Below are 24,067 nucleotides of genomic sequence, written 5' to 3' on the forward strand. Positions count from 1 at the left end.
ATCATTACCGGAGAGTGCCATGTCGACTCCAGAAACACCTAAAAAAGTGCCGCAATTTTCGGCGCTTAAGCTCGCACCCCTTCCCGCCAAAGAGACCTGCTGCGCTGCGGATCACGCCCCGGTGCAGGCCGAACCTGGGCCTCCCGTTCAGGGCCAGCGTTATAGCTGGGTGGTCAACGGCATGGACTGTGCCGCCTGCGCCCGCAAAGTAGAAACTGCCGTCAGACAGGTGGCGGGCGTCAATCACGTCCAGGTCCTGTTTGCTACCGAAAAGCTGCTGGTGGATGCGGGGAGCAACGTCAGCGCCCAGGTCGAAGCGGCGGTGATCAATGCGGGCTATACGCTGCGCAATGAGAATGTCCCGGCAGAAAAAACGTCCCCGCTGCGCGACAACCTGCCGCTCATCACGCTTATCCTGCTGATGGCCCTGAGCTGGGCATTGGAGCAGTTCAACCATCCGCTCGGCAACCTCGCCTTTATCGCCACTACCCTGGTCGGGCTCTGGCCGGTGGCCCGTCAGGCGCTGCGCCTGATGAAAAGCGGGAGCTGGTTCGCGATTGAAACCCTGATGAGCGTGGCCGCCATCGGAGCGCTGTTTATCGGTGCCACGGCGGAAGCGGCGATGGTCCTGCTGCTGTTTCTGATTGGTGAAAGGCTCGAAGGCTGGGCGGCAAGCCGGGCGCGGAAAGGGGTCAGCGCGCTGATGGCGCTGAAGCCGGAAACCGCCATCCAGGTCATTCACAATGAGCGCAAAACCGTCCCCATTGCCGCGTTGCGTCCCGGAGATGTGATTGAGGTAGCCGCCGGGGGACGTCTGCCTGCCGACGGGACGCTGCTGACCGCGACGGCCAGCTTTGATGAAAGTGCCCTGACCGGGGAATCTATCCCGGTCGATCGTTCGGCGGGGGAAAAAGTCCCGGCCGGGGCCACCAGCGTCGATCGTCTGGTGCAGCTGACGGTCCTGTCCGAACCGGGCGACAGCGCCATCGACCGTATCCTGAAGCTGATTGAAGAGGCAGAAGAGCGCCGTGCGCCGGTGGAGCGTTTTATAGACCGCTTCAGCCGGATCTATACCCCGGTGATTATGCTGGTCGCGCTGCTGGTGGCCGTGGTGCCGCCGCTGCTGTTCAGCGCTGCATGGGAAGGCTGGATCTATAAAGGGCTGACCCTGCTGCTGATTGGTTGTCCTTGTGCGCTGGTGATCTCCACCCCGGCGGCCATCACCTCCGGACTGGCGGCCGCCGCACGTCGTGGGGCGCTGATTAAGGGCGGCGCGGCGCTGGAGCAGCTGGCGCAGGTGCAGCAGGTGGCGTTCGACAAAACCGGTACCCTGACGGTGGGCAAACCACAGGTGACGGGCATTTATCCGCATGAGATCCGCGAGCAGGATTTGCTGGCACTGGCCGCCGGGGTGGAGCAAGGTTCGACTCACCCGCTGGCGCAGGCGATTGTGCGTGAAGCACAGTCCCGCGGGCTGACTGTTCCGGCGGCTACCGCCCAGCGTGCGCTGATGGGGTCGGGGATTGAAGCCGAAATCGCGGGCAGCAAGGTGCTGATTTGCGCCGCGGCTACCTTCCCTGACCCGCGCTTTACGGCGCAAATCGAGACCCTGGAGCAGGCCGGACAGACGGTGGTGATGGTGGTTCAGGACGGCGAGGCAAAAGGTCTGATCGCGCTGCGGGATACCCTGCGGGATGACGCGAAAGAGGCCATAGCCGCACTGCATCAATTGGGCATCAAGGGAGCGATCCTGACCGGCGATAACCCGCGCGCTGCAGGGGCCATTGCCGGGGAGCTGGGGCTCGATTTCCGCGCCGGGCTGCTGCCGGCGGATAAAGTGCAGGCGGTGACGGCCCTGAATGCGCAAACGCCGCTGGCGATGGTCGGAGACGGGATTAACGACGCTCCGGCGATGAAGGCGGCGACGATAGGCATTGCGATGGGCAGCGGCACCGACGTGGCACTGGAGACCGCCGATGCGGCGCTGACTCACAACCGTTTGACCGGGCTGGCGCAGATGATCGGTCTGGCCCGCGCCACCCGCGCCAATATCCGGCAGAACATCGCCATCGCGCTGGGGTTGAAAGGGATTTTCCTGGTGACCACCCTGCTGGGAATGACCGGATTGTGGCTGGCAGTACTGGCAGATACCGGGGCGACGGTACTGGTGACGGCGAACGCGTTGCGGTTATTGCGTGGTCGGTAAAAGCGCCCGGTGGCGGCTGCGCCTTACCGGGCCTACGGTCTTGTAGGCCGGGCAAGCGCAGCGCCGCCCGGCATTATCACTACTGCATCCCTAACATCCGCGGTAACCACAGCGATATCGCCGGGATGTAGGTCACTAACCCCAACACCACCAGCAGCATGCCGTAGAACGGCAGCATCTCACGCACGACGGCTTCGATCTTCTGCTTACTCACCGCACTGGCAACAAACAGCACCGATCCCACCGGCGGGGTAATCAGCCCCATCCCGAGGTTCACCATCATGATCATCCCGAAATGCACCGGATCGATACCCAGCGCATTGGTTACCGGCAGCAGCACCGGGGTCAGGATCAGAATGATCGGCGCCATGTCCATCAGGGTGCCAATCAGCAGCAGCATGATGTTGATGTACATGAGGATCACATACTTGTTGTCCGACAGCGAGGTGAAGAACTCGGTGATGCGCATCGGCAGCTGCATGTAGGTCATCACCGCGCCAAACGCCGCTGCGAAGCCGATCAGGATCATCACGATCGTCACCGTCTTCACCGTGCGGCACATCAGCTTCGGCAGTTCGTTCCACTTGTAGTCACGGTAGATAAACATGGTGACAAAGAACGCCCACAGACAGGCAACCGCCGCGGATTCGGTAGCGGTAAAGATCCCCGACAAAATGCCGCCGAGAATAATCACTACCGTCATCAGCCCCCACAGAGCATCGAAGAAAATCTTCAGCGCCTGCTTAAAGGGGATCCTTTCGCCTTTCGGATAACCGCGCTTATGGGCAAAACCCAGGCACAGCAACATCAGAGAGACCCCTAGCAGCAAGCCCGGCAGGACGCCCGCGATAAACAGCGTCGCAATCGACACCGTACCGCCTGCCGCCAGGGAGTAGATCACCGAGTTATGGCTGGGTGGGATCAGGATCGCCTGCACCGAGCCGCTGGCGGTCACCGCCGCTGCGTACTCACGCGGATAGCCCTTCTTCTCCATCTCCGGGATCATCACGGTACCGATGGAGGCAGTATCTGCCACCGACGAGCCCGAGATCGCACCGAAGAAGGTCGAGGCGACGATATTCACCAGCGACAGTCCGCCGCGAATAAAGCCGACAAAGATATAGGCAAAGTTCACCAGTCGGCGGGCAATGCCCCCTTCCGCCATGATCGCCCCCGCCAGGATAAAGAACGGGATCGCCAGCAGGGTAAATTTATTCACCCCGCTGGTGATCTGGATCATCAGCGCCTCCAGCGGCAGGTCAATCCACAGCGCGCCAGCCACGGCGCTTAAGCCGACGGCAAAGGCCACCGGCATCCCCAGCGCCAGTAAGATGGCGAGGGTGAATAACAAAACAAATGCGTCCATCACTCACCCCTTAACTGTGGTTGCCGATCATGACGACCGGGCGATGTTCCTGAGAGCCAAACAGCAGGCGCTCAAGAACGAACAGGAGCAGAATCGCCGAGCCAATCGGCAGTGGCAAGTAGCTTTCACCGGAGGTCAAAATGGGAAACTCCGCTACCGGCTGTTCCCACAGTTCAACGCACAGCAAATAGCTGTACCACAACATCAGGCCCGAAATGACCAGCATCAGAAGATCCACGATCCGCGCGCACACGATTTTCATCGCGTCAGACAACCGGTCGGTGAGCATATTCACCGCAATATGCGAACCGGCGCGGTAGCTCACCGCCGCGCCGATAAAGGTGAATGTCACCATACAAATAATGGCAATCGGCTCCGGCCAGGACTCACCACGGTTAAGGACATAGCGTGAGAAGATGCCAATCGGAATAACAATGGTCATCACCAGCAGCGACAGGCCTGCCACGCCCATCGCCAGCAAATAGAGACGGTCCATCCACTTAAGATAGAGTTCGGACATAAGTTCCCCGGGTTACTGAACGTCAGCGATGGCTTTCATCAGATCCTGATGCTTGTTGCCATACTGCGCGCGCACCGGCTCTGTCGCCTTCACGAAGACCGCTTTATCAATGTCGTGGAACTGCACGCCGCCCGCCTTCATCTTCTGCAGGGCTTCGTCGTTATAGGCCTGCCACAGCTTGCGCTGCTCGAACTGCGCTTCACGGGCCAGGGTCAGGATTTTTTGCTGTTCGTCGGCGCTCAGCTTGTCCCATTTCACTTTGGAGTAGAGCAGCATTTCCGGGGTGATAAAGTGGCCGCTGAGGGTGTAGTTTTTGGCAATCGGCATGTAGTTATGGGCAATAAAGGTTGGCGGGTTGTTCTCGGCCCCGTCGATAACGCCGGTCTGCATGCCGCTGTAGACTTCACTTACCCCCATCGCCACGGAGTTGGCCCCCATATCTTTCAGCGTGGCCAGCGCCACCGGGCTACCCTGGACGCGGATTTTCTTACCTTTCAGATCTTCCGGTTTCACGATGGGATCTTTGGTGATCAGATTACGGGTGCCGGAGTCCATCCAGCCGAGGAACACCAGGCGCGATTTCGGGTTGGCGGTGAGTTTGTCGCCGATGGATTTACCGATATCGCCATCGATGACTTTGTGCATATGGTCTTCGTCGCGGAATACGTAGGGCAGCGTAAAGACCTCGATGTCCGGCAGGATGGCGGCAACCGGGGCCATGGAGACGCGAATCATGTCAATCGCCCCCATCTGCGCCTGCTCAATCATCTGCTTCTCATCGCCCAGCACGCCGCCCGGGAAGACTTTGATATCCAGCTTGCCGTCGGTTTGTTGTTTGAGTTTTTCACCCATGTGCTGCACTGCCACCACGTTCGGATAGCCTTCAGGATGCACATCGGCGGCTTTAATGGTTTGCGCCGAAACAGAGGCAGCAAAAGCAGACAGGCACAGAGCGGCCAGCAACGGCTTGAGGGTCGTTTTCATTGAGTCAACTCCAGGGTAGTGAGGTAAGTATCGGAACGTTGTTTTAGTTTTGACGTTTAGAAATTAGCCTAATGCCTGGAAAGCGTAGGTGAAGCGCCTCACAAAAAGCGCTAAAAATTGAAATGGTGGTTCAGATTTGTGCGGGATGTCATGCCGGGGGGCGGCTACGCCTTACCCGGCCTACGCGTAGGCCCTTGCAAGCGAAGCGCCGCCGGGCAAAATGGCATTAGCCTTTGCGGATAAGATATTTATACGGCAGCGCCCCGGTCTCCTGCGCCAGCAGCTCATGTTCCATAAAGGTACAGAAGCCCGGAATATCGCGGGTCGTGGCCGGATCGTCGGCAATAATTAACAGCGTTTCGCCGGATTGCATATTGCGCACGGTTTTGCGCACCATCATCACGGGTTCCGGGCAGCGCAGGCCCTGAGCATCAAGGGTATGGTCCGGGTGGGTAAGCAGATCGGTCATCTTGGTCTCGTCCAGATAAAAACGGCAGTAGTTTACGCCGCAGGCGGAGCAAAGCAAACCAGGTTAACGATTGCGTGAAAATTAGCCATTGCAAACTGTCGTTAAAGCAGTATCATGCGGCGGCTTTATTGGGTTCCCTCACCCCAAATACTAATCAAAAAGGTCACAATATGACGCAGTTCTCTCAATCGCAGCGCGTAAAAGCGTTGTTCTGGCTTTCGCTTTTCCATCTGCTGGTGATCACCTCCAGTAACTACCTGGTGCAGCTGCCGATCTCCATCTTTGGTTTTCATACCACCTGGGGCGCGTTTAGTTTCCCGTTTATCTTCCTTGCGACCGATCTCACCGTCCGTATCTTTGGCGCCCCGCTGGCCCGACGCATTATTTTTGCCGTCATGCTTCCGGCGCTGTTTGTTTCGTACGTGATCTCCTCGCTGTTCTATATGGGCAGCTGGCAGGGCTTTGAGGCGCTGACGCACTTCAACCTGTTCGTCGCCCGTATCGCCGCCGCCAGCTTTATGGCCTATGCGCTGGGGCAGATCCTCGACGTGCATGTGTTTAACCGCCTGCGACAGAACCATCGCTGGTGGATGGCCCCCACCGCCTCCACGCTGTTTGGCAACGTCAGCGATACGCTGGCCTTTTTCTTTATCGCCTTCTGGCGCAGCCCGGATGCGTTCATGGCGCAACACTGGATGGAAATTGCCCTCGTGGACTACGCCTTTAAGGTGCTTATCAGCCTGGTGTTCTTCCTGCCGATGTACGGCGTGCTGCTGAATATGTTGCTGAAAAGATTCGCGGATAAATCTGAAATCCCGGGATTGCAGGCTGGTTAAAGGTTCCCCTGAACAGTTGTGATAAGATGGATTGATGCGCCGTTATGGCCGTTTATCGAAAGGAAGAATGTAATGCGCAATCTGGTTAAATATGTCGGGATTGGCCTGCTGGTGATGGGGCTGGCAGCCTGTGATAACAGCGACACCAAAACGCCTGCTCAGGCTGCGTCTGCTGAAAGCAACGCGACGGGTCAACCGGTCAGCCTGATGGATGGCAAACTCAGCTTCTCTCTGCCAGCCGATATGACCGATCAGAGCGGCAAGCTGGGCACCCAGGCGAACAACATGCACGTCTATTCCGATGCCACCGGGCAAAAAGCGGTGATTGTGATCGTCGGGGATGACACCAATGAAGACCTGGGCGTGCTGGCAAAACGTCTGGAAGATCAGCAGCGCAGCCGTGATCCGCAGCTGCAAGTGGTGACCAACAAATCCATCGAGCTGAAAGACCACAAAATGCAGCAGCTGGACAGCATTATCTCTGCCAAAGGCCAGACCGCTTACTCCTCCGTGGTGCTGGGCAAAGTGGACAACAAGCTGCTGACCCTGCAGATCACCCTGCCTGCTGACGATCAGCAGAAAGCGCAAACTGCCGCAGAGAACATCATCAATACCCTGGTGATTCAGTAAGTTCTCACGATGAAATGGCCTCCGCTGGAGGCCATTTTTTTAGCCGCCACGTCAGCAGTAACGCCACCGCCACCAGCCCCGCGGCCGCCAGATAGATAACCGGCACCCCGGCCCACGCCATCACCAACCCGGCCAGCGGCCCGGTAATCCCCAGCGACATATCCATAAACACCGTGTAGGTCGCCAGCGCCGCGCCCTGATTCTGCTGCGGCACCGCTTTGACCGCCACCACCCCCAGCGCCGGGAACACCAGCGAGAAACCCGCCCCCGCGAGGAAGACCCCGATCCGCGCCATCCACGGCGCATCGGCGATACCGGTCAGCAGCAGGCCGATAATCTCAACAGCAAAGCAGATGATGGCCACGTTCAGCCCGCCCAGCCGATTGATACCGTTCGGGAACAGCAGCCGCGTCCCGACGAAGGCACAGCTGAACAGGGTCAACGCAAAGGCTGCGCCGTCCCAGCCTTTATCGGCGTAAAACAGCGTAATGAAGGTGGCGATCACCCCAAAGCCTGCCGAGCCGAGGGCCAGCGCCATGCCGTAGGGCCAGACCCGCCCCAGCACCGCGCGAAACGGCATCGGCTTGCCTTTGCTGGCTTTAACTTTTGGCCGCGGCAGCGCAAATAAAATCGCCAGCAGCGCCACCACCATAATGGTGAGCGCCAGCCCGCTCAGGCCGGTGTAGCGATAGCAGAGCACCCCCAGCGGGGCCCCCATCGCCATCGCGCCGTAGGTCACAATCCCGTTCCAGGAGATCACCCGCCCGATGTGCGATGCCCCCACCACCCCCACGCCCCACAGCGTGGAGCCGGTTCCGGCAAGACTTTGCCCGACGCCGAGGATCACCCGGCCCAGACAGAGCAGCACCAGGCTCACCATCGGCCAGGCGCTGGTTAACCCGGCGAGAAAATAGCTCACCCCGCTCAGGAAGCAGCCGCAGAGTCCCAGCACCACAATGCTTTTCGGGCCAAACAGGTCGGCATAGCGCCCGGCATAAGGGCGACTTAACAGGGTGGCGAAGTATTGCAGGCTGATCACCAGACCCGCCCAGAAGGCGCTAAAGCCCATGATGTCATGGACATAGCCCGGCAGAACGGCGAGCGGCAGACCGATAGTCAGGTAGCTGGCAAAGTTGAAAATAACGACGGAAACAATACGCAGGTTGAGGCGTAATCCACTCAGTGCCGGTTCGGCGGCGGGTTCGGGCATCAGGTTCACCAGAATTTTTACAACAGTGTTTCACTATTACCATGCCAGGGGCAGAAATGCAGCAGCGACTTTAAGATTAACGGCCTCCGCCGAAGCGCTGCGCGCGCACTACACTTATGAGCATCTTAGAAGAGGAAACACTATGTTAACCACCCCACCCGCTAAACCGGGTCTTACACAGCCTGATAAATCCGGTCTGCACATTCTGCTCAAACTGGCCTGCCTGGTGGTGATCCTCGCCGGCATCCACGCCGCAGCGGATATTCTCGTGCAGCTATTGCTGGCGCTTTTTTTCGCCATCGTCCTTAACCCTCTCGTCACCTGGTTTTTGCGTCGCGGGGTTAGCCGCCCGCTGGCCATCACCATTGTGGTGGTGGTGATGCTGATTGGCCTGACGGCGCTGTTTGGGGTGCTGGCGGCTTCGCTCAATGAATTTGCCGCCATGCTGCCGAAATACAACAAAGAGCTGACGCGCAAACTGGTCGATGTGCAGGAGATGTTCCCGTTCCTCAACCTGCATATCTCCCCGGAGCGAATGCTACGACGGATGGATTCGGAAAAGGTGATGACCTTTGCCACCGCCTTAATGACCCAACTGTCCGGGGCGATGGCCAGCGTCCTGCTGCTGGTGATGACGGTGGTCTTTATGCTGTTTGAAGTGCGCCACGTGCCGTACAAAATGCGTTTTGCCCTCAATAATCCGCAGATCCACATCGCGGGCCTGCACCGGGCGCTGAAGGGCGTCTCCCATTATCTGGCGCTGAAGACGCTGCTCAGTCTATGGACAGGTGCCATTGTCTGGCTGGGGCTGACCCTGCTGGGGGTGCAGTTCGCGCTGATGTGGGGCGTGCTGGCCTTCCTGCTCAACTACGTGCCCAACATTGGCGCGGTGATCTCCGCCGTCCCGCCGATGATCCAGGCGTTTCTGTTTAATGGCCTCTATGAGTGCGCCATGGTGGGGGCGCTGTTCCTGATCGTCCATATGGTGCTGGGCAATATCCTGGAGCCACGGATGATGGGCCACCGGCTGGGGATGTCCACCATGGTGGTGTTCCTGTCGTTACTGGTCTGGGGCTGGTTGCTGGGGCCGGTGGGGATGTTGTTGTCCGTTCCGCTTACCAGCGTCTGTAAGATCTGGATGGAGACCACCCAGGGGGGCAGCAAGCTGGCGATCCTGCTCGGGCCGGGCCGACCAAAAAGCCGCTTACCGGGGTAACGCTGCACATGTACGAAAAGGACACCCTCAGTGCGCTTGAGGCCATCACCGAAGCGCAGCGCATCGCCTTTGCCCCGATGCTGTTTCAGACCGCGCTCTGTCTGCGTAATACCGGCGTTCTCGCCTGGCTGGACCAACAGGGAGCGCGCGGCGCTTCAGTTGATGAGATCGTGGCGAACAGCACCCTCAGTGAGTATGGCGTGGGCGTATTGCTGGATATGGGATTGAGCGGGCGGATAGTGACGCGCCGGGAGGGACGCTATTATCTGGCCAAAATTGGTCATTATCTGCTGCATGACAGCATGACCCGCATCAATATGGATTTCACCCAGGATGTTTGCTATCAGGGCCTGTTTCATCTTGCCGATTCACTGAGCGCGGAGAAACCGGCTGGCCTGGCAGTCTTTGGCGAATGGCCGACCATTTATCCGGCCCTGTCGGCGTTGCCAGAGCAGGCGCAGCGGAGCTGGTTTGCTTTCGATCACTTCTATTCCGATGGCGCATTCGACGCCGCATTGCCCCTTATATTCGCAAGCTCGCCGACAAAATTGTACGATGTCGGCGGCAATACGGGTAAATGGGCGCTACGCTGCTGCAGATACGATGAAAATATCGCCGTGACGCTGCTCGATCTGCCGCAGCAAATTGCACTGGCCGAGGCAAATATCGCAAATGCAGGATTATCTCATCGTATTGGATTCCATCCTGTCGATATGCTTAGCGACGCTGCTCTGCCGGATGAGGCTGATATCTGGTGGATGAGCCAGTTCCTGGACTGCTTCTCTCCCGATCAGATTGTTACCCTGCTGGGCAAGGTAGCGAAGGTAATGAAGCCCGGTGCCCGTTTGTGCATTCTGGAACCGTTCTGGGATGCGCAAAAATTCGAAGCGGCCTCCTTCAGCCTGAACGCCACCTCGCTCTATTTCACCTGTATGGCGAACGGCAACAGCCGTTTTTATAGCGTAGAGAAATTTTACCACTATCTGGAGAGCGCAGGCTTCCGGGTAGAACAACGGCATGACAATCTCGGGGTGGGCCATACCTTACTGATTTGTCAGAAAAATGAACAATAACGCGGTCTGATTGTTGGCGGCGTTACCGAAAGACGAATTGATCGCGGACGCGCGCAGATGAAATTTGCACTTAACATTCTCGACTGGCATGCAAGAGCGCCAGGCCTTTGCGATGCCAGTCAATGGCAGGCATGGTCGCAGGGCTTGCACGCTATCGATCCTGCTGCGCCGCAGGCCAAACTTACCGATCTGCCGATGATGACCGCCCGCCGCCTCAGTTCCGGCAGTAAGCTGGCGGTGGATTGCGGCCTGGCGCTGGTGCGAAAACACGCCGTTGATGCCGTGGTCTATACCAGCCGTCATGGCGAGCTGGAGCGTAACTATCGCCTCCTGCATGCGCTGGCTACCGGGCAGGATGTTTCCCCGACCGACTTTGCCATGTCGGTCCACAACTCCGCGGTGGGCAATCTGACTATCGCCGCGCGTCAGCCGATTGTTTCGTCGTCCCTTTCCGCCGGTATGGATACTTTTCAGCAGGGTTTGTGCGAGGTGCTAAGCCTGCTGCACGCCGGGTATTCCCGGGTGTTAATGGTCGATTTTGATGGTGCCCTGCCCGATTTTTACCGCCCCGCGCTTCCGGCTCAGATGCCGACCTGGCCCTATGCCATGGCGCTGGTCATCGAAGCCGGGGACACCCTGCGCTGCGAAACCCAGCCCGCCGGTTGTAACCAGGAGCCCCCCCTGCCGCAGAGCCTGCAGTTTCTGCGCCACTATCTGCGTGACGATCGGCAGTTTGCGGTGCCCGGCGAGCGCCTGCGGTGGCAGTGGACGCGTGCATGACAGGACTCATGGCAATCCTCAACCGCGGCTGGCGACGGCTGATGACCGGCTTGTGCTTCGTGCTGTTTGGCGTGGGCGGGCTGCTGCTGTCGCTGGTGTGGTTCAACCTGTTGAACCTGGTCCAGCGCGATCGCGCGCGTCGTCGTCGCCTCGCCCGACGCAGTATTGCCACCAGCTTCCGGGCATTTTTATCCGTCGCCCGTGCCCTGGGCGTGCTGGATTATCGCGTCGATAATGTCGACGCGCTGCGCCACGAGCGCGGCTGCCTGGTAGTAGCGAACCATCCGACGCTGATTGATTACGTGCTTATCGCCTCGGTAATGCCGGAAACCGACTGTCTGGTGAAAGGTGCCCTGCTGCGTAACCCCTTTGTCAGCGGGGCGATCCGCGCGGCGGATTACCTGATCAACAGCGAAGCCGACACCCTGTTAAGCACCTGTCAGCAGCGGCTGGCGCAGGGTGAGACGTTACTGATCTTTCCGGAAGGCACGCGCACACAGGTGGGAAAAGCCATTAAGCTGCAACGCGGTGCGGCCAATATTGCCGTGCGCTGCGGCAGCGATCTGCGGGTGGTCATTATCCACTGCAGCGAGCATCTGCTCGATAAACAGAGCCGTTGGTATAACATACCGCCGAACAAACCGTTCTTCACGGTCGCTGTCCGGGAGCGAATAGGTATTCATGATTTTTACGATGCAGCAGTACATGAACCGGCTCTGGCGGCAAGAGAACTCAACCGGCACCTGCAGCATCGCTTAACTGCCGGTCTTCAATCTTTGTCAGGAATTAATGATGCAAGCGCTCTACCTTGAAATTAAAAATCTAATCATTACCACCCTCAATCTGGACGAATTGACCGCAGAGGATATCGATACGGATGCCGCGCTGTTTGGCGATGGGTTGGGCCTTGACTCGATCGATGCCCTTGAGCTGGGCCTGGCAGTAAAAAACCAGTACGGCGTGGTGTTATCTGCCGAAAGCGAAGAGATGCGTCAGCATTTCTACTCCGTCGCCACCCTGGCCTCTTTTATCACCGCTCAACGCGCCTGAGATCGAATTTAAAATGACTACAGAACACAACGCCGTTTATCAGGAAGTCTCCACTCTCCTGATCACCCTGTTTGAAGTTGCCCCGGACGCCATCACCCCTGAAGCGCGCCTGTATGAAGATCTGGAGCTGGACAGCATCGACGCCGTCGACATGGTTGTTCACCTGCAGAAGAAAACGGGCGCCCGGATCAAACCGGAAACCTTCAAGTCGGTACGTACCGTTCAGGACGTAGTGGACGCGGTAGAAAAACTCCTGCGCGAAGCGTAAAAGACCATGCGTGGCGGACGGTCGTTTCCGGCGCTTCCCCTGCTGACAGGGTTGATGCTGCTCGCATGGCCCTTTCTGATTGGCTTTGGGCTGACCCATAACAGCCTGCACTGGCTGCTGCCGCTGCTGGCGGTCCTGCTGCTGTTCCGTTTTCGTCAGGCGCGGCATAACGCCGGGCCTATGCGCTATGCGGTGCAGGGCGTCGCGCTGGTGGGCATCGTCCTGTGTACGGCAAGTTACCTGCTGAAAGCGCATCAGTGGCTGCTGTTCTATCCGGTGGTGGTCAACCTTGTGATGCTGGCTGTCTTTGGCGGATCGCTGTGGACATCGATGCCCATCGTCGAACGGCTGGCCCGGCTGCGCGAACCGAATTTACCCCCTTCCGGGGTGCGCTATACCCGCGTTGTTACCCGGATATGGTGCGGCTTTTTCATCCTGAACGGCGGGATGGCGCTGTTCACCGCGTTGCGGGGCGATATGCGACTCTGGACGCTGTGGAACGGCATGATTGCCTACCTCCTGATGGGCACGTTAATGGCCACCGAATGGCTGGTGCGTCAGCGAATGATTAAAAAAGAGCAGCACGATGCATAAGCCTCTCCCTGTGAGCCAGTGGCTGAACGCCCCTCGTCCGGACGACACCCCTGTCGCCTGGTCTGGCGATCGCTGCTGGACGCTCGGGCAGCTGCGCGATGACGTCAGCGCCCTGACGGCCTGTTTACAGCAGCAGGATGGCGATCGCTGGGCGCTCTGTTTTGACAACAGCTATCTGTTTATCGTCGCCCTGCTGGCAACGCTGCATGCGGGCAAAACCCCGGTGCTGCCTGGCCACAGCCGCGAGTCGCTGCTGGATGAGCAGCACGCGCTGTTCAGTGGCGTGCTGAGCGACAGGACGCTGAACGTCCGGGGCCGTCTGATTGTGGTCGACGCTGCCCGCTGCAGTGCCACTGGTTTTACGCCGCTGCCCGCCATTCCTGACACCCAGGTTATCGAGCTGTTTACCTCCGGCTCGACCGGCAAGCCTGAGCGTATCATCAAGCATATTGCCCAGCTCGACCAGGAGGCCATGCTGCTGGCAGCACGGTTTGGCGAGCGCCTGAGCGGCTGCCGCGTGGTGGCCTCTGTGGTGCCCCAGCATCTGTACGGCCTGACGTTTCGTATTGTGCTGCCGATGGCACTGGGGCTGCCGCTGCATGCGGAGATGCTGACCTATGCCGAACAGGTGGCGGCGCTGGATCACGCTCAGCGTTACCTGTTTATCACCAGCCCGGCGTTCCTCAAGCGGCTCGATACCCGGCTCGCGCCGCCGCCCGTCGCCGTGCTGGTCTCGGCCGGTGGCGTGCTGACGTGGGAATCGGCCTGCGTTACCCATCGCTGGCTGGGGCTCTGGCCGGATGAAATATATGGCAGCAGCGAAACCGGGGTGCTCGCCTGGCGTCATCGTCAGGGGGACGCCGTTCTCTGGCACCCCTTCCCGGGCGTGAAGATGAACCCCATCGATGACGCCGTGCGCGTTATCTCCCCCCTGATCCGCGAGCCTGAAGGTCTCCTGCTCGACGACATCCTGCACCTGGAGGATAACGGCCAGTTCAGCATCATCGGTCGCCGGGGTCGGGTGGTGAAAATCGAAGACAAACGTATCTCGCTGACCGAAATCGAACAGCGCCTGCTGGCGCTGGAGGGCGTTTGCGAGGCGGCGGCGCTGCCGGTAACGCGCGACGGACGCCAGACCATTGGCGTGCTGCTGGTACTGAATGACACCGCGCGTCAGCAGCTCTGCCAGCGCGGGCGTAACGCGCAGATCCTTGCCTGGCGACGCGCCCTGCAGCCGTGGCTCGAGCCGGTCGCCCTACCCCGTCACTGGCGCATCCTTGATGAAATGCCGGTGAACAGTATGAACAAGCGTGTCTATGCGCAGTTACAGGAGTTATTTCATGAAAATCCATGAAATCGGGCGCCATCAGGCACAACCGCAGCAGCTTGAGATTGTCCTGCACCTCGATCCGGCGCTGTTCTGGTTCCAGGGCCATTTTGCCGTACAGCCCCTGCTGCCCGGCGTCGCCCAGCTCGACTGGGTGATGCACTACGCCACCGGGGTACTGGCACCAGACCACCGTTTTCACAGTATCCAGAATGTGAAATTCCAGGCACCGTTACTCCCGGGAGCCACCGTGACGCTCGTCCTCGACTGGAACGCGGAGCGCGAGATGCTGACGTTTAGCTATCAGCGCCATGACGGCGAACACCGCCACACCGCCAGCAGCGGGAAGATTCGCCTATGTCGCTAACCTTCCGTCCCTGCATCCTGATCCCCTGCTACAACCATGGGGCGATGATGGCTAACGTGCTGGCGCGTCTGGCCCCGTTTCAGCTGCCCATTATTGTGGTCGACGATGGCAGCGATGCCGATACCCGGCAGACGCTGGACCAGCTGGCCAACGAGCATGCCCATCTGACGCTGGTGCGGCTGACGCACAACAGCGGTAAAGGCGGGGCGGTGATCCGCGGGCTGAAAGTCTGCGCCGGGGCGGGGTTTACCCATGCGGTGCAGGTGGATGCCGACGGACAGCATGCCATTGAGGACATTCCGCAGCTGCTGGCGCTGGCAGAGCGCCACCCGCAGGCGTTGATCTCCGGCCAGCCGGTTTATGATGACTCGATTCCCCGCTCGCGCCGGTATGGCCGCTGGGTCACCCATGTCTGGGTGTGGATCGAAACCCTGTCATTGCAGCTCAAAGACAGCATGTGCGGCTTTCGGGTCTACCCGGTGGCGCCGACGCTACAGGTCATCAACTCTGCGTCGCTCGGCAAGCGGATGGATTTTGATACCGAAGTGATGGTGCGCCTCTACTGGCAGGGCAACCCCAGCTATTTTCTGCCGACCCGGGTGACCTATCCCCGGGATGGCATCTCCCATTTCGATGCCCTGAAAGACAACCTGCTGATCTCCTGGATGCACACCCGGCTGTTCTTCGGCATGTTACCGCGCATCCCTTCCCTGCTGTTTCGCCGCCGCAGCCGGCACTGGGCGCAGCAGGAGGAGGTGAAAGGGCTGTGGGGAATGCGCCTGATGCTGCGGGTCTGGCAGCTGCTGGGCCGCAGGGCTTTTAACCTGCTGCTGTGGCCGGTGATTGGTGTCTACTGGCTGACAGCCACCACCGCCCGCCAGGCCTCGCGACAGTGGATCACCCGGGTGAGCGAGACCCTGGAACAACGCCACCAGCCAAAGCCCGCACGCCTGAACAGCTTTTTCCACTTCATGCGGTTTGGCAACGCGATGCTCCATAAAGTGGCCAGCTGGCGGGGTGAGCTCAAGTGGGATCGCGACGTGGTGCTTGCACCGGGCGCACGTGAGGCCCTGGCGATCGACGCTCCTGCCGGCAAACTGCTGCTGGCCTCGCACCTTGGCGATGTGGAAGCCTGCCGGGCACTGGCGCAGCTGGAAGCAGGCCAGGTCATTAATGCGCTGGTGTTCAGCGATAATGCCCGGCGCTTTAAACAAATTATGGATGAGATGGCTCCTCAGGCCGGGCTGAATCTGATCCCGGTGAACAATTTCGGACCAGAAACAGCCATCGATCTGGTCGAGAAGCTGGACCGGGGGGAGTGGGTGGCCATTGTCGGCGACCGTATCGCCGTGACCCCGCAGCGGGGCGGAGACTGGCGCGTCACCTGGAGCCCGTTTATGGGCCAGCCCGCGCCGTTCCCACAGGGGCCATTTATTCTGGCCTCGATCCTGGCCTGCCCGGTGGTGTTGATATTTGCCCTGCGCCAGCACGGGAAGCTCACTGTTCACTGCGAACCCTTCGCCAACCCGCTGACGCTGCCGCGCGGCGAACGCCAGCAGGCGCTACAGGAGGCGGTGGATCGCTATGCGCAGCGGCTGGAGCATTACGCCCTGCAGGCCCCGCTCGACTGGTTCAATTTTTTCGATTTCTGGCGTCTGCCGGATGCTAAAGAGAAGGAGTAAAGGGTGCTGACCGATCCCCGCTTTACGACCGAAGTAGAGCTGACCGTACCGTTTCACGACGTCGATATGATGGGCGTGGTCTGGCACGGCAACTATTTCCGTTATTTTGAAATTGCCCGCGAGGCCCTGCTCAACCAGTTCGATTATGGCTATCGCCAGATGAAAGCCTCCGGCTATCTCTGGCCGGTGGTCGATACCCGGGTGAAATACCGCGATGTCCTCACCTTTGAGCAACGGATCCGCGTCCGGGCCCATATCGAGGAGTTTGAGAACCGTCTGCGTATCGCCTATCAGATTTTTGACGCCACCAGCGGCAAACGGACCACCACCGGCTACACCATTCAGGTGGCGGTGGAGGAGAAGAGCCGCGAGCTCTGTTTTGTCAGCCCGGCGATCCTGTTTGAACGTATGGGAGTCACGCTATGAAAGGGTTACTGCTGCTTACCCTGCTGATAAGCCCATTCGTCAGCGCCGTCACGCTGGACGAACTCCAGCAGCGCTTTACCGAACAGCCGGTGGTGCGCGCCCACTTTGAGCAGACACGCACCATCAAGGATATGCCGCAGCCGCTGCGATCCAACGGCGAGATGCTGATCGCCCGCGACAGCGGGCTGCTGTGGGATCAAAAGGCCCCCTTCCCGATGACGCTGCTGCTGGATGACAGCCGGATGGTGCAGACCATCAACGGTCAACCGCCGCAGACCATCACCGCCGACACCAATCCGCAGATGTTCCAGTTCAACCATCTGCTGCGCGCCCTATTCCAGGCGGATCGCAAGGTGCTGGAAGAGAACTTCCGCATCGACTTTAAAGACCTCGGCAATGGCCGCTGGTCGCTGGTGTTGACCCCCACCACCACCCCGCTGGACAAGATTTTCGCCTCGATGGATCTGGGTGGCGCGACCTATCTGGAATCCATCGTGCTGAACGATAAGCAGGGCGACCGGACCGATATCGACCTCTCCCGCCACCAACTGACGCCCGCCAGCCTGACCGATGCCGAACGCCAACGCTTTGCCGCACCATAATCGCCGCCCGGCGCTGCTGTGGGCGCTGACCTGTGCGATCCTGCTGGGTGTGCTGCTGTCGCTGCTGCCCGGTGCCCGGTTGAACAGCAGCGTGCTGGCGATGCTGCCGAAACAGAGCCTCGGGGCGATCCCTCCGGCGCTGAACGACGGCTTTATTGAACGCCTTGACCGCCAGCTGGTGTGGCTGGTCAGCCCCGGTAAACAGCCCGATCCGCAGGTGGCGCAACAGTGGCTGAGCCTGCTGCAAGAGTCGGGGTCGCTGCATGAGGTAAAAGGGCCGATGGACGCCGCCGGGCAAAAAGCCTGGGGAGAATTTTTCTGGCAGCACCGCAACGGCCTGATCGACCCGGCCACCCGGGCGCGTCTGCAAAACGGCGGCGAGGCACAGGCACAGTGGATTTTGTCCCAGCTTTACTCCGCCTTCTCCGGCGTCAGCGGTAAAGAGCTGCAAAACGACCCGCTGATGTTGATGCGCGGTTCCCAGCTGGCGCTGGCGCAAAACAGCCAGAAGCTGCGGCTGATGGACGGCTGGCTGGTGACCAAAGACGAGGCCGGTAATTACTGGTATCTGCTGCACGGCGAGCTGGCCGCCTCCTCGTTCGATATGCAGCAAACCCACCGGCTGGTCACGACGCTGCGCGGGCTGGAAGGCCAGTTGAAAACGCAGTATCCGCAGGCGCAGCTGCTGTCGCGCGGCACCGTGTTTTACAGCGACTACGCCAGCCAGCAGGCGAAACGGGATATTTCGACCCTCGGCGTGGCCACTATTCTGGGGGTGATCCTGCTGATTGTGGCGGTGTTCCGCTCCCTGCGTCCGCTCATGCTGTGCCTGATCTCCATCGCCACCGGCGCGCTGGCGGGCACGGTGGCGACCCTGCTGCTGTTTGGTGAACTGCATCTGATGACCCTGGTGATGAGCATGAGCATCATCGGTATTTCAGCGGATTACACCCTCTACTACCTGACCGAGCGGATGGTTCACGGCGGAGAGATCTCGCCGTGGCAGAGCCTGGCGAAGGTGCGTAACGCCCTGCTGCTGGCGCTGCTCACCACCGTGGCGGCGTATCTCATTATGATGCTGGCCCCGTTCCCGGGCATTCGCCAGATGGCGGTATTTGCCGCCGTGGGACTGAGCGCCTCCTGCCTGACGGTGATCTTCTGGCACCCGTGGCTGTGTCGTGGCTTACCGGTGCGTCCGGTTCCGGCCAGCGGGCTAATGTTGCGCTGGCTGGCGGCATGGCGACGAAATAAAAGGCTGTCAGTGGGGCTGCCGGTGTTGCTGGCCATGCTGGCTGTCGCAGGCATGGCCACGCTGCGGGTGGATGACGATATCGCCCAGCTCCAGGCCCTGCCGCAGGATATCCTGGCCCAGGAAAAACGCATCACCGCCCTGACCGGGCAGAGTGTCGATCAGAAGTGGTTCGTGGTGCATGGCGCGTCGGCCCAGCAGACGCTGGAACGGCTGGAGGCCTTTACCCCGGCGCTGGCGCAGGCGCAGCAGGCGGGAGACCTGAAGTCCTGGCGCACCCTGCCGCTGAACTCGCTGGCACGACAGACAAGCGATCTGGCCCTGCTGAAAAATGCGGCCCCGGCGGTAACGAAAGTGCTGCAAAATGCCGGGCTGACAACGGTGTCGCCGGATCTCAATGCGACCCCGGTACAGGTTGAGACCTGGCTTGCCAGCCCGGCCAGCGAAGGCTGGCGCCTGCTCTGGCTGACGCTGCCCGACGGAGAAAGCGGCGTCCTGGTGCCGGTTAATGGGGTAAACAACAGCCCGGCCCTGGCGGCGCTGGCCGACAAGCATCCGGGGGTGGTGTGGGTGGATCGCAAGGCCAGTTTCGACAGCCTGTTTGCCCTCTACCGCAGCGTGCTCACCGGTTTACTGGCGGTTGCGCTGGCGACCATCGCCTGCGGCGCGATGCTGCGCCTCGGCTGGCGTAAGGGACTGATCACTCTGGTGCCCTCGTTGCTGTCGCTGGGCTGTGGCCTGGCGGCGCTGTCGGTCACAGGACACCCGGTTAACCTGTTCTCGCTGCTGGCGCTGGTACTGGTGCTCGGCATTGGTATCAACTACACGCTATTCTTCAACAACCCGCGCGGTACGCCGTTGACCTCCATGCTGGCCATCACCCTGGCGATGATGACCACCCTGCTGACCCTCGGCATGCTGGTTTTCAGCGCCACGCAGGCGATCAGCAGCTTCGGGATTGTGCTGGTCAGCGGTATTTTCACCGCCTTCCTGCTGGCGCCGCTGGCGATGCCAGCTAAAAAAGAGAGAAAACGATGATCGCCCCTTTTTACCGCGCTGCCGTGCTGATCGGCGCGCTGCTGCTGACCGGTTGCAGCCACACCACGCAAAACAGTGACAGTACGCGCCCGCAGGCCTGGCTGCAGCCGGGCACCAAAGTGACGCTGCCTGCGCCAGGCATCACTCCGGCGTTGAACTCGCAGCAGTTGCTGACCGGGAGCTTCAACGGCAAGAGCCAGTCCCTGTTGGTGATGCTGAATGCCGATGCGCAGAAGGTGACGCTCGCCGGGCTGTCCTCGGTGGGTATTCGCCTGTTCCTCGCCACCTACGATGCCACCGGCATTCATACTGAGCAGTCGATTATCGTGCCGCAGCTGCCTCCGGCCAGCCAGGTGCTGGCCGATGTGATGCTCAGCCACTGGCCGATCGACGCCTGGCTGCCGCAACTGCCTAAGGGCTGGACGCTGAAGGATAAGGGCGACCGGCGTGAGCTGCGCAATGCTGACGGCAAGCTGGTGACGGAGATCGTCTACCTGCAGCGTAAAGGCAAGCGCGAGCCAATCAGCATCGAGCAGCACGTCTTTAATTACCACATCACCATTCAATATCTGGATGACTGAGATGATCTACATTTCTGCCGTGGGCCTGGTCAACGCCCTGGGCAACGCCCCCGACGAGGTTGCCGCTAACCTGACGCGCGGCGTGGCCCCCGGGATGCATATTCGCCGCGGCTGGCTGCAGGGCCAGGACGCGGTACTGGGCGGCGTTGAGGGTGAATTACCGGCGATCCCGGATAACCTTGCCGCGCACCGTACGCGCAACAATCAGCTGCTGCTGGCCGCGCTGGCGCAGATCCAGCCTGCCGTCGATGAGGCCATTGCCCGTTACGGCCGCGACCGGGTGGCGGTGGTCATGGGCACCAGCACCTCCGGGCTCGACGAGGGCGACGCGCATGTGCGCCTGACGCATAACGGTGAAACCAGCGTTAACTGGCGGTACGCGCAGCAGGAGCTGGGCGATCCGTCGCGCTTTCTGGCGAACTGGCTGGATCTGGAAGGCCCGGCTTACACCCTGTCGACCGCCTGCTCCTCCAGCGCGCGGGCGATCATCAGCGGGCGTCGGCTGATTGATGCCGGACTGGTGGATATCGCCATCGTTGGCGGGGCAGACACGCTGAGCCGGATGCCGGTGAATGGCTTTAGCAGCCTCGAATCGCTCTCCACCACGCTGTGCGAGCCGTTTGGCCGTGACCGGCGGGGGATCACCATTGGCGAAGCGGCAGCCCTGATGGTGCTTACCCGCGAGCCGCAGCCAGTGGCGCTGCTGGGAACCGGCGAGTCGAGCGATGCGTATCATATTTCTGCCCCGCACCCGCAAGGTGAAGGGGCAATCCGCGCCATTACCCAGGCGCTGAACGACGCCGGATTAACCCCGGATGAGGTGGGCTATATCAATCTGCACGGTACCGCGACCCCACTTAACGATCAGATTGAATCCCGGGTGGTGCATGATCTGTTTGGCGAGGCCGTGCCCTGCAGTTCAACCAAACATTTGACCGGCCATACGCTGGGCGCGGCGGGGATCACCGAGGCCGCGTTGAGCTGGCTGATCCTGACCCGCGACCTGCCGCTGCCCGCCCAGGATTTTGACCGCTATGCGCCGGATCCGACCCTCGCCGCCTGCGGCGTGCTGCATCAGCCCATCGCGCTGAAAAAAGCGGTGATTTTGTCCAATTCCTTCGCCTTTGGCGGCAATAACGCCAGCATCCTGCTGGGGAGAGTGTCATGAGTTATTTATCCCCGACCGACTATCTGCCTCACGACGCGCCCATGCTGCTGCTCGAATCGGTCGAGAGCGTCACCGCAGAGTCCGCCGACTGCCGCGTCACGGTCGATCCGCATGGCGTGCTGGTGCCGTTCCTGAACGCCACGGGCGATCTGCCGGGCTGGTATGCCCTCGAACTGATGGCCCAGACGGTTGGGGTCTGGTCAGGCTGGCATCGTCAGCAGCAGGGACAGGAGAGCCTGTCGCTTGGTATGGTGGTTGGGGCGCGCGAACTGGTGTGCGCTGCGGGGATCTTTCCCGCCAACAGCGTCTTAACGGTCACTGTTACCCTGCTGATGCAGGATGAACGCTTTAGCAGCTTCGAGTGCGCCATCATTGCCGATGGGGCCACGCTGGCCACCGGGCGGGTGAACACCTTTCAGCCCAGTCAGCAGGAATTAGCAACACTGTTTAAACAGGGGGTAAGTCAATGAGTCGTTCCGTTCTGGTCACCGGCGCCAGCAAAGGCATTGGCCGGGCCATCGCCCTTAAACTTGCCGCAGACGGGTTTACCCTCGGGGTGCATTACCACCGCGATGCCGCTGGCGCAGAGGAAACCCTGAAGGCTATCGAACTGGCGGGTGGCCACGGGCGTCTGCTCTCTTTTGACGTGGGTAACCGCGCGCAGTGCCGCGAGGTGCTGGAGCAGGATATCGAGGCTCATGGCCCCTGGTATGGCGTGGTCAGCAACGCCGGGATCGCCCGCGATGGTGCTTTCCCGGCGCTCAGCGAAGAGGACTGGGACAGCGTGATCCACACCAATCTCGACAGCTTTTACAACGTCATTCACCCCTGCATCATGCCGATGATTGGCACCCGCAAAGGCGGGCGCATTATCACCCTCTCATCCGTTTCCGGGGTGATGGGCAACCGGGGTCAGGTGAACTATAGCGCGGCAAAGGCGGGCATTATCGGTGCTACCAAAGCGCTGGCGATCGAGCTGGCGAAGCGCAATATCACCGTTAACTGCATCGCACCCGGGCTGATTGATACCGGGATGATCGAGATGGAAGAGGCCGCGCTGAAAGAGGCGATGGCCAGCATCCCCATGAAACGAATGGGCCAGGCGGACGAGGTGGCCGGACTGGCCAGCTATCTGATGTCGGATAGTGCGGGCTACGTAACGCGTCAGGTCATTTCCATTAATGGAGGAATGTTATGACGCGTCGCGTGGTGATTACCGGCATGGGCGGCATCACCGCCTTTGGGGAAAACTGGCAGGCGGTTGCTGCCCGCTTGCTGGACTATAAAAACGCGGTGCGTAAGATGCCGGAGTGGGCGATGTATGAAGGTCTGCATACCCTGCTGGGCGCGCCGATCGACGATTTTACCCTGCCGGAGCACTACACCCGCAAGCGCATCCGCGCGATGGGCCGGGTGTCGTTGCTGTCGACCCGCGCCACCGAACTGGCGCTGACGCAGGCGGGGCTGATTGACGACCCGGTTCTGACCCAGGGTGAAACCGGGATTGCCTATGGCTCGTCCACCGGCAGCACCGGGCCGATCAGCGAGTTCGCCACCATGCTCACCGAGAAGCACACCAATAACATCACCGGCACCACCTACGTGCAGATGATGCCGCACACCACGGCCGTTAACACTGGCCTGTTCTTCGGTCTGCGTGGGCGGGTGATCCCGACCTCCAGCGCCTGTACATCCGGCAGCCAGGCGATTGGCTATGCGTGGGAAGCGATTCGCCACGGCTATCAGACGGTGATGGTGGCGGGTGGCGCAGAAGAGCTCTGCCCGTCGGAAGCGGCGGTGTTCGATACCCTGTTCGCCACCAGCCAGCGTAACGACGCGCCGGAGGCCACGCCGTCTCCCTTTGATATCCAGCGCGACGGGCTGGTGATTGGCGAAGGGGCCGGAACCTTAATCCTGGAAGAGCTGGAGCATGCAAAGGCGCGTGGCGCGACCATTTACGGGGAAATTGTCGGCTTCGCCACCAACTGCGACGCGGCGCATATCACCCAGCCGCAGCGGGAAACGATGCAGATCTGCATGGAGAAGTCGCTGAAAATCGCCGGACTGAGCCCGCAGGCTATAGGCTACATATCGGCGCACGGTACGGCGACCGATCGGGGCGATATCGCCGAAAGTCAGGCCACCGCCGCGGTGTTTGGCGACAGCGTGCCAATTTCATCCTTAAAGAGCTATTTTGGTCATACTTTGGGGGCCTGCGGGGCGCTGGAAGCCTGGATGAGTCTGGAGATGATGCGCGAGGGCTGGTTCGTTCCGACCATCAATTTAAGACAACCAGATGAGCAATGCGGTGCATTAGATTATATTATGGGAAAAGCCCGTCATATTGACTGCGAATATCTACAAAGCAATAACTTCGCGTTCGGCGGCATCAACACTTCTATAATCATTAAACGCTGGGCGTGAC

Annotated in this window: 25 protein-coding genes and 1 pseudogene; 21 read left to right on the top strand and 5 right to left on the bottom strand. The window is 60.3% G+C overall.

Features of this window, described 5'->3' with window-relative positions:
- Positions 1-19: 19 nt before the first annotated feature.
- The gene (gene zntA / locus G7090_RS22040) at positions 20-2,206 is read left to right on the top strand and encodes a Zn(II)/Cd(II)/Pb(II) translocating P-type ATPase ZntA (protein ID WP_166184492.1); all 2,187 of its coding nucleotides are present in this window, start codon (positions 20-22) and stop codon (positions 2,204-2,206) included.
- A 79-nt stretch (positions 2,207-2,285) separates the two neighbouring features.
- Here the strand turns inward: zntA and G7090_RS22045 are convergent, their stop codons facing one another.
- From G7090_RS22045 to tusA, 4 genes are all read right to left on the bottom strand, one after another.
- Complete coding sequence (locus tag G7090_RS22045) at positions 2,286-3,572, bottom strand: TRAP transporter large permease (protein WP_166184496.1); 1,287 nt, start codon at positions 3,570-3,572, stop codon at positions 2,286-2,288.
- Positions 3,573-3,582: 10 nt separating this feature from the next.
- Positions 3,583-4,092, bottom strand: coding sequence for a TRAP transporter small permease (locus G7090_RS22050; protein ID WP_166184499.1), 510 nt, complete (start codon positions 4,090-4,092; stop codon positions 3,583-3,585).
- 12 nt (positions 4,093-4,104) lie between these two features.
- Positions 4,105-5,076, bottom strand: a complete 972-nt coding sequence (locus tag G7090_RS22055) for a TRAP transporter substrate-binding protein (protein WP_166184502.1) — start codon at positions 5,074-5,076, stop codon at positions 4,105-4,107.
- Positions 5,077-5,302: 226 nt separating this feature from the next.
- Positions 5,303-5,545 carry a sulfurtransferase TusA gene (gene tusA / locus G7090_RS22060; protein WP_106995268.1) on the bottom strand — a complete coding sequence of 81 codons (243 nt, stop codon included), beginning with the start codon at positions 5,543-5,545 and terminating at the stop codon, positions 5,303-5,305.
- Between the two features lie 170 nt (positions 5,546-5,715).
- Between tusA and G7090_RS22065 the strand changes: the two genes are divergently transcribed.
- Entirely contained in the window at positions 5,716-6,381 is a 666-nt protein-coding gene (locus G7090_RS22065; protein ID WP_106995269.1) for a 7-cyano-7-deazaguanine/7-aminomethyl-7-deazaguanine transporter, read from the top strand.
- Positions 6,382-6,453: 72 nt separating this feature from the next.
- Positions 6,454-7,011 (top strand): DcrB family lipoprotein, encoded by a 558-nt coding sequence (locus G7090_RS22070; RefSeq protein WP_106995270.1) that lies wholly within the window; start codon positions 6,454-6,456, stop codon positions 7,009-7,011.
- Positions 7,012-7,015: 4 nt separating this feature from the next.
- Here the strand turns inward: G7090_RS22070 and G7090_RS22075 are convergent.
- A pseudogene (locus G7090_RS22075) lies at positions 7,016-8,264 on the bottom strand (MFS transporter).
- Between the two features lie 99 nt (positions 8,265-8,363).
- Here G7090_RS22075 and G7090_RS22080 point away from each other — a divergent pair.
- From G7090_RS22080 to G7090_RS22165, 18 genes are read left to right on the top strand one after another with little or no spacing between them, the layout of a single operon-like run.
- Positions 8,364-9,437, top strand: a complete 1,074-nt coding sequence (locus G7090_RS22080; protein WP_106995272.1) for an AI-2E family transporter — start codon at positions 8,364-8,366, stop codon at positions 9,435-9,437.
- A gap of 8 nt (positions 9,438-9,445) precedes the next feature.
- Complete coding sequence (locus tag G7090_RS22085; protein WP_166184508.1) at positions 9,446-10,510, top strand: methyltransferase; 1,065 nt, start codon at positions 9,446-9,448, stop codon at positions 10,508-10,510.
- 57 nt (positions 10,511-10,567) lie between these two features.
- Positions 10,568-11,290, top strand: coding sequence for a beta-ketoacyl synthase chain length factor (locus tag G7090_RS22090; RefSeq protein ID WP_166184511.1), 723 nt, complete (start codon positions 10,568-10,570; stop codon positions 11,288-11,290).
- On the top strand, positions 11,287-12,102 hold the full coding sequence (locus tag G7090_RS22095; protein WP_166184514.1) for a 1-acyl-sn-glycerol-3-phosphate acyltransferase: 816 nt from the start codon (positions 11,287-11,289) through the stop codon (positions 12,100-12,102). The genes G7090_RS22090 and G7090_RS22095 overlap by 4 nt, the downstream gene beginning before the upstream one ends.
- Complete coding sequence (locus G7090_RS22100; protein ID WP_106995276.1) at positions 12,083-12,340, top strand: phosphopantetheine-binding protein; 258 nt, start codon at positions 12,083-12,085, stop codon at positions 12,338-12,340. Before G7090_RS22095 ends, G7090_RS22100 begins: the two co-directional genes overlap by 20 nt.
- Before the next feature lie 13 nt (positions 12,341-12,353).
- Positions 12,354-12,608, top strand: a complete 255-nt coding sequence (locus G7090_RS22105) for an acyl carrier protein (protein WP_106995277.1) — start codon at positions 12,354-12,356, stop codon at positions 12,606-12,608.
- 6 nt (positions 12,609-12,614) lie between these two features.
- Entirely contained in the window at positions 12,615-13,202 is a 588-nt protein-coding gene (locus G7090_RS22110) for a hypothetical protein (protein ID WP_166184517.1), read from the top strand.
- The gene (locus tag G7090_RS22115; RefSeq protein WP_166184520.1) at positions 13,195-14,556 is read left to right on the top strand and encodes an AMP-binding protein; all 1,362 of its coding nucleotides are present in this window, start codon (positions 13,195-13,197) and stop codon (positions 14,554-14,556) included. The genes G7090_RS22110 and G7090_RS22115 overlap by 8 nt, the downstream gene beginning before the upstream one ends.
- Positions 14,543-14,896 (top strand): hydroxymyristoyl-ACP dehydratase, encoded by a 354-nt coding sequence (locus tag G7090_RS22120; RefSeq protein ID WP_166184523.1) that lies wholly within the window; start codon positions 14,543-14,545, stop codon positions 14,894-14,896. Before G7090_RS22115 ends, G7090_RS22120 begins: the two co-directional genes overlap by 14 nt.
- On the top strand, positions 14,887-16,578 hold the full coding sequence (locus G7090_RS22125) for a glycosyltransferase (RefSeq protein WP_166184526.1): 1,692 nt from the start codon (positions 14,887-14,889) through the stop codon (positions 16,576-16,578). Before G7090_RS22120 ends, G7090_RS22125 begins: the two co-directional genes overlap by 10 nt.
- A 3-nt stretch (positions 16,579-16,581) precedes the next feature.
- Positions 16,582-17,004 (top strand): thioesterase family protein, encoded by a 423-nt coding sequence (locus G7090_RS22130; RefSeq protein WP_166184529.1) that lies wholly within the window; start codon positions 16,582-16,584, stop codon positions 17,002-17,004.
- Entirely contained in the window at positions 17,001-17,606 is a 606-nt protein-coding gene (locus tag G7090_RS22135; protein ID WP_166184532.1) for an outer membrane lipoprotein carrier protein LolA, read from the top strand. The genes G7090_RS22130 and G7090_RS22135 overlap by 4 nt, the downstream gene beginning before the upstream one ends.
- A complete protein-coding gene (locus G7090_RS22140; protein ID WP_166184535.1) occupies positions 17,575-19,893 on the top strand; it encodes an MMPL family transporter in 2,319 nt (772 codons plus the stop codon). The genes G7090_RS22135 and G7090_RS22140 overlap by 32 nt, the downstream gene beginning before the upstream one ends.
- Positions 19,890-20,474: a DUF3261 domain-containing protein gene (locus G7090_RS22145; protein ID WP_166184539.1), complete on the top strand. Its 585-nt coding sequence runs from the start codon at positions 19,890-19,892 to the stop codon at positions 20,472-20,474. The genes G7090_RS22140 and G7090_RS22145 overlap by 4 nt, the downstream gene beginning before the upstream one ends.
- A gap of 1 nt (position 20,475) precedes the next feature.
- The gene (locus G7090_RS22150) at positions 20,476-21,642 is read left to right on the top strand and encodes a beta-ketoacyl-[acyl-carrier-protein] synthase family protein (protein ID WP_166184543.1); all 1,167 of its coding nucleotides are present in this window, start codon (positions 20,476-20,478) and stop codon (positions 21,640-21,642) included.
- Positions 21,639-22,112: a 3-hydroxy-fatty acyl-ACP dehydratase gene (locus G7090_RS22155; protein ID WP_166184546.1), complete on the top strand. Its 474-nt coding sequence runs from the start codon at positions 21,639-21,641 to the stop codon at positions 22,110-22,112. Before G7090_RS22150 ends, G7090_RS22155 begins: the two co-directional genes overlap by 4 nt.
- Positions 22,109-22,840, top strand: coding sequence for a 3-ketoacyl-ACP reductase FabG2 (locus G7090_RS22160; RefSeq protein WP_166184549.1), 732 nt, complete (start codon positions 22,109-22,111; stop codon positions 22,838-22,840). The genes G7090_RS22155 and G7090_RS22160 overlap by 4 nt, the downstream gene beginning before the upstream one ends.
- Entirely contained in the window at positions 22,837-24,066 is a 1,230-nt protein-coding gene (locus G7090_RS22165) for a beta-ketoacyl-ACP synthase (RefSeq protein ID WP_166184552.1), read from the top strand. Before G7090_RS22160 ends, G7090_RS22165 begins: the two co-directional genes overlap by 4 nt.
- Position 24,067 lies beyond the last annotated feature (1 nt).

It is taken from the genome of Leclercia sp. 29361 (genome assembly GCF_011290365.1).
Taxonomy (GTDB): domain Bacteria; phylum Pseudomonadota; class Gammaproteobacteria; order Enterobacterales; family Enterobacteriaceae; genus Enterobacter; species Enterobacter tamurae.

Excerpts from the sequence above, each read along its gene's own strand:
- G7090_RS22095 (WP_166184514.1), top strand. The coding sequence starts at position 11,287 with ATGACAGGACTCATGGCAATCCTCAACCGCGGCTGGCGACGGCTGATG.
- G7090_RS22120 (WP_166184523.1), top strand. The coding sequence starts at position 14,543 with ATGAAAATCCATGAAATCGGGCGCCATCAGGCACAACCGCAGCAGCTT.
- G7090_RS22140 (WP_166184535.1), top strand. The coding sequence starts at position 17,575 with ATGCCGAACGCCAACGCTTTGCCGCACCATAATCGCCGCCCGGCGCTG.
- G7090_RS22070 (WP_106995270.1), top strand. The coding sequence starts at position 6,454 with ATGCGCAATCTGGTTAAATATGTCGGGATTGGCCTGCTGGTGATGGGG.
- G7090_RS22065 (WP_106995269.1), top strand. The coding sequence starts at position 5,716 with ATGACGCAGTTCTCTCAATCGCAGCGCGTAAAAGCGTTGTTCTGGCTT.
- G7090_RS22145 (WP_166184539.1), top strand. The coding sequence starts at position 19,890 with ATGATCGCCCCTTTTTACCGCGCTGCCGTGCTGATCGGCGCGCTGCTG.
- G7090_RS22165 (WP_166184552.1), top strand. The coding sequence starts at position 22,837 with ATGACGCGTCGCGTGGTGATTACCGGCATGGGCGGCATCACCGCCTTT.
- G7090_RS22125 (WP_166184526.1), top strand. The coding sequence starts at position 14,887 with ATGTCGCTAACCTTCCGTCCCTGCATCCTGATCCCCTGCTACAACCAT.
- G7090_RS22150 (WP_166184543.1), top strand. The coding sequence starts at position 20,476 with ATGATCTACATTTCTGCCGTGGGCCTGGTCAACGCCCTGGGCAACGCC.
- G7090_RS22115 (WP_166184520.1), top strand. The coding sequence starts at position 13,195 with ATGCATAAGCCTCTCCCTGTGAGCCAGTGGCTGAACGCCCCTCGTCCG.
- G7090_RS22090 (WP_166184511.1), top strand. The coding sequence starts at position 10,568 with ATGAAATTTGCACTTAACATTCTCGACTGGCATGCAAGAGCGCCAGGC.
- G7090_RS22110 (WP_166184517.1), top strand. The coding sequence starts at position 12,615 with ATGCGTGGCGGACGGTCGTTTCCGGCGCTTCCCCTGCTGACAGGGTTG.
- G7090_RS22045 (WP_166184496.1), bottom strand. The coding sequence starts at position 3,572 with ATGGACGCATTTGTTTTGTTATTCACCCTCGCCATCTTACTGGCGCTG.
- G7090_RS22160 (WP_166184549.1), top strand. The coding sequence starts at position 22,109 with ATGAGTCGTTCCGTTCTGGTCACCGGCGCCAGCAAAGGCATTGGCCGG.
- G7090_RS22050 (WP_166184499.1), bottom strand. The coding sequence starts at position 4,092 with ATGTCCGAACTCTATCTTAAGTGGATGGACCGTCTCTATTTGCTGGCG.
- G7090_RS22085 (WP_166184508.1), top strand. The coding sequence starts at position 9,446 with ATGTACGAAAAGGACACCCTCAGTGCGCTTGAGGCCATCACCGAAGCG.
- G7090_RS22155 (WP_166184546.1), top strand. The coding sequence starts at position 21,639 with ATGAGTTATTTATCCCCGACCGACTATCTGCCTCACGACGCGCCCATG.
- G7090_RS22055 (WP_166184502.1), bottom strand. The coding sequence starts at position 5,076 with ATGAAAACGACCCTCAAGCCGTTGCTGGCCGCTCTGTGCCTGTCTGCT.
- G7090_RS22135 (WP_166184532.1), top strand. The coding sequence starts at position 17,001 with ATGAAAGGGTTACTGCTGCTTACCCTGCTGATAAGCCCATTCGTCAGC.
- tusA (WP_106995268.1), bottom strand. The coding sequence starts at position 5,545 with ATGACCGATCTGCTTACCCACCCGGACCATACCCTTGATGCTCAGGGC.
- G7090_RS22105 (WP_106995277.1), top strand. The coding sequence starts at position 12,354 with ATGACTACAGAACACAACGCCGTTTATCAGGAAGTCTCCACTCTCCTG.
- G7090_RS22080 (WP_106995272.1), top strand. The coding sequence starts at position 8,364 with ATGTTAACCACCCCACCCGCTAAACCGGGTCTTACACAGCCTGATAAA.
- zntA (WP_166184492.1), top strand. The coding sequence starts at position 20 with ATGTCGACTCCAGAAACACCTAAAAAAGTGCCGCAATTTTCGGCGCTT.
- G7090_RS22100 (WP_106995276.1), top strand. The coding sequence starts at position 12,083 with ATGCAAGCGCTCTACCTTGAAATTAAAAATCTAATCATTACCACCCTC.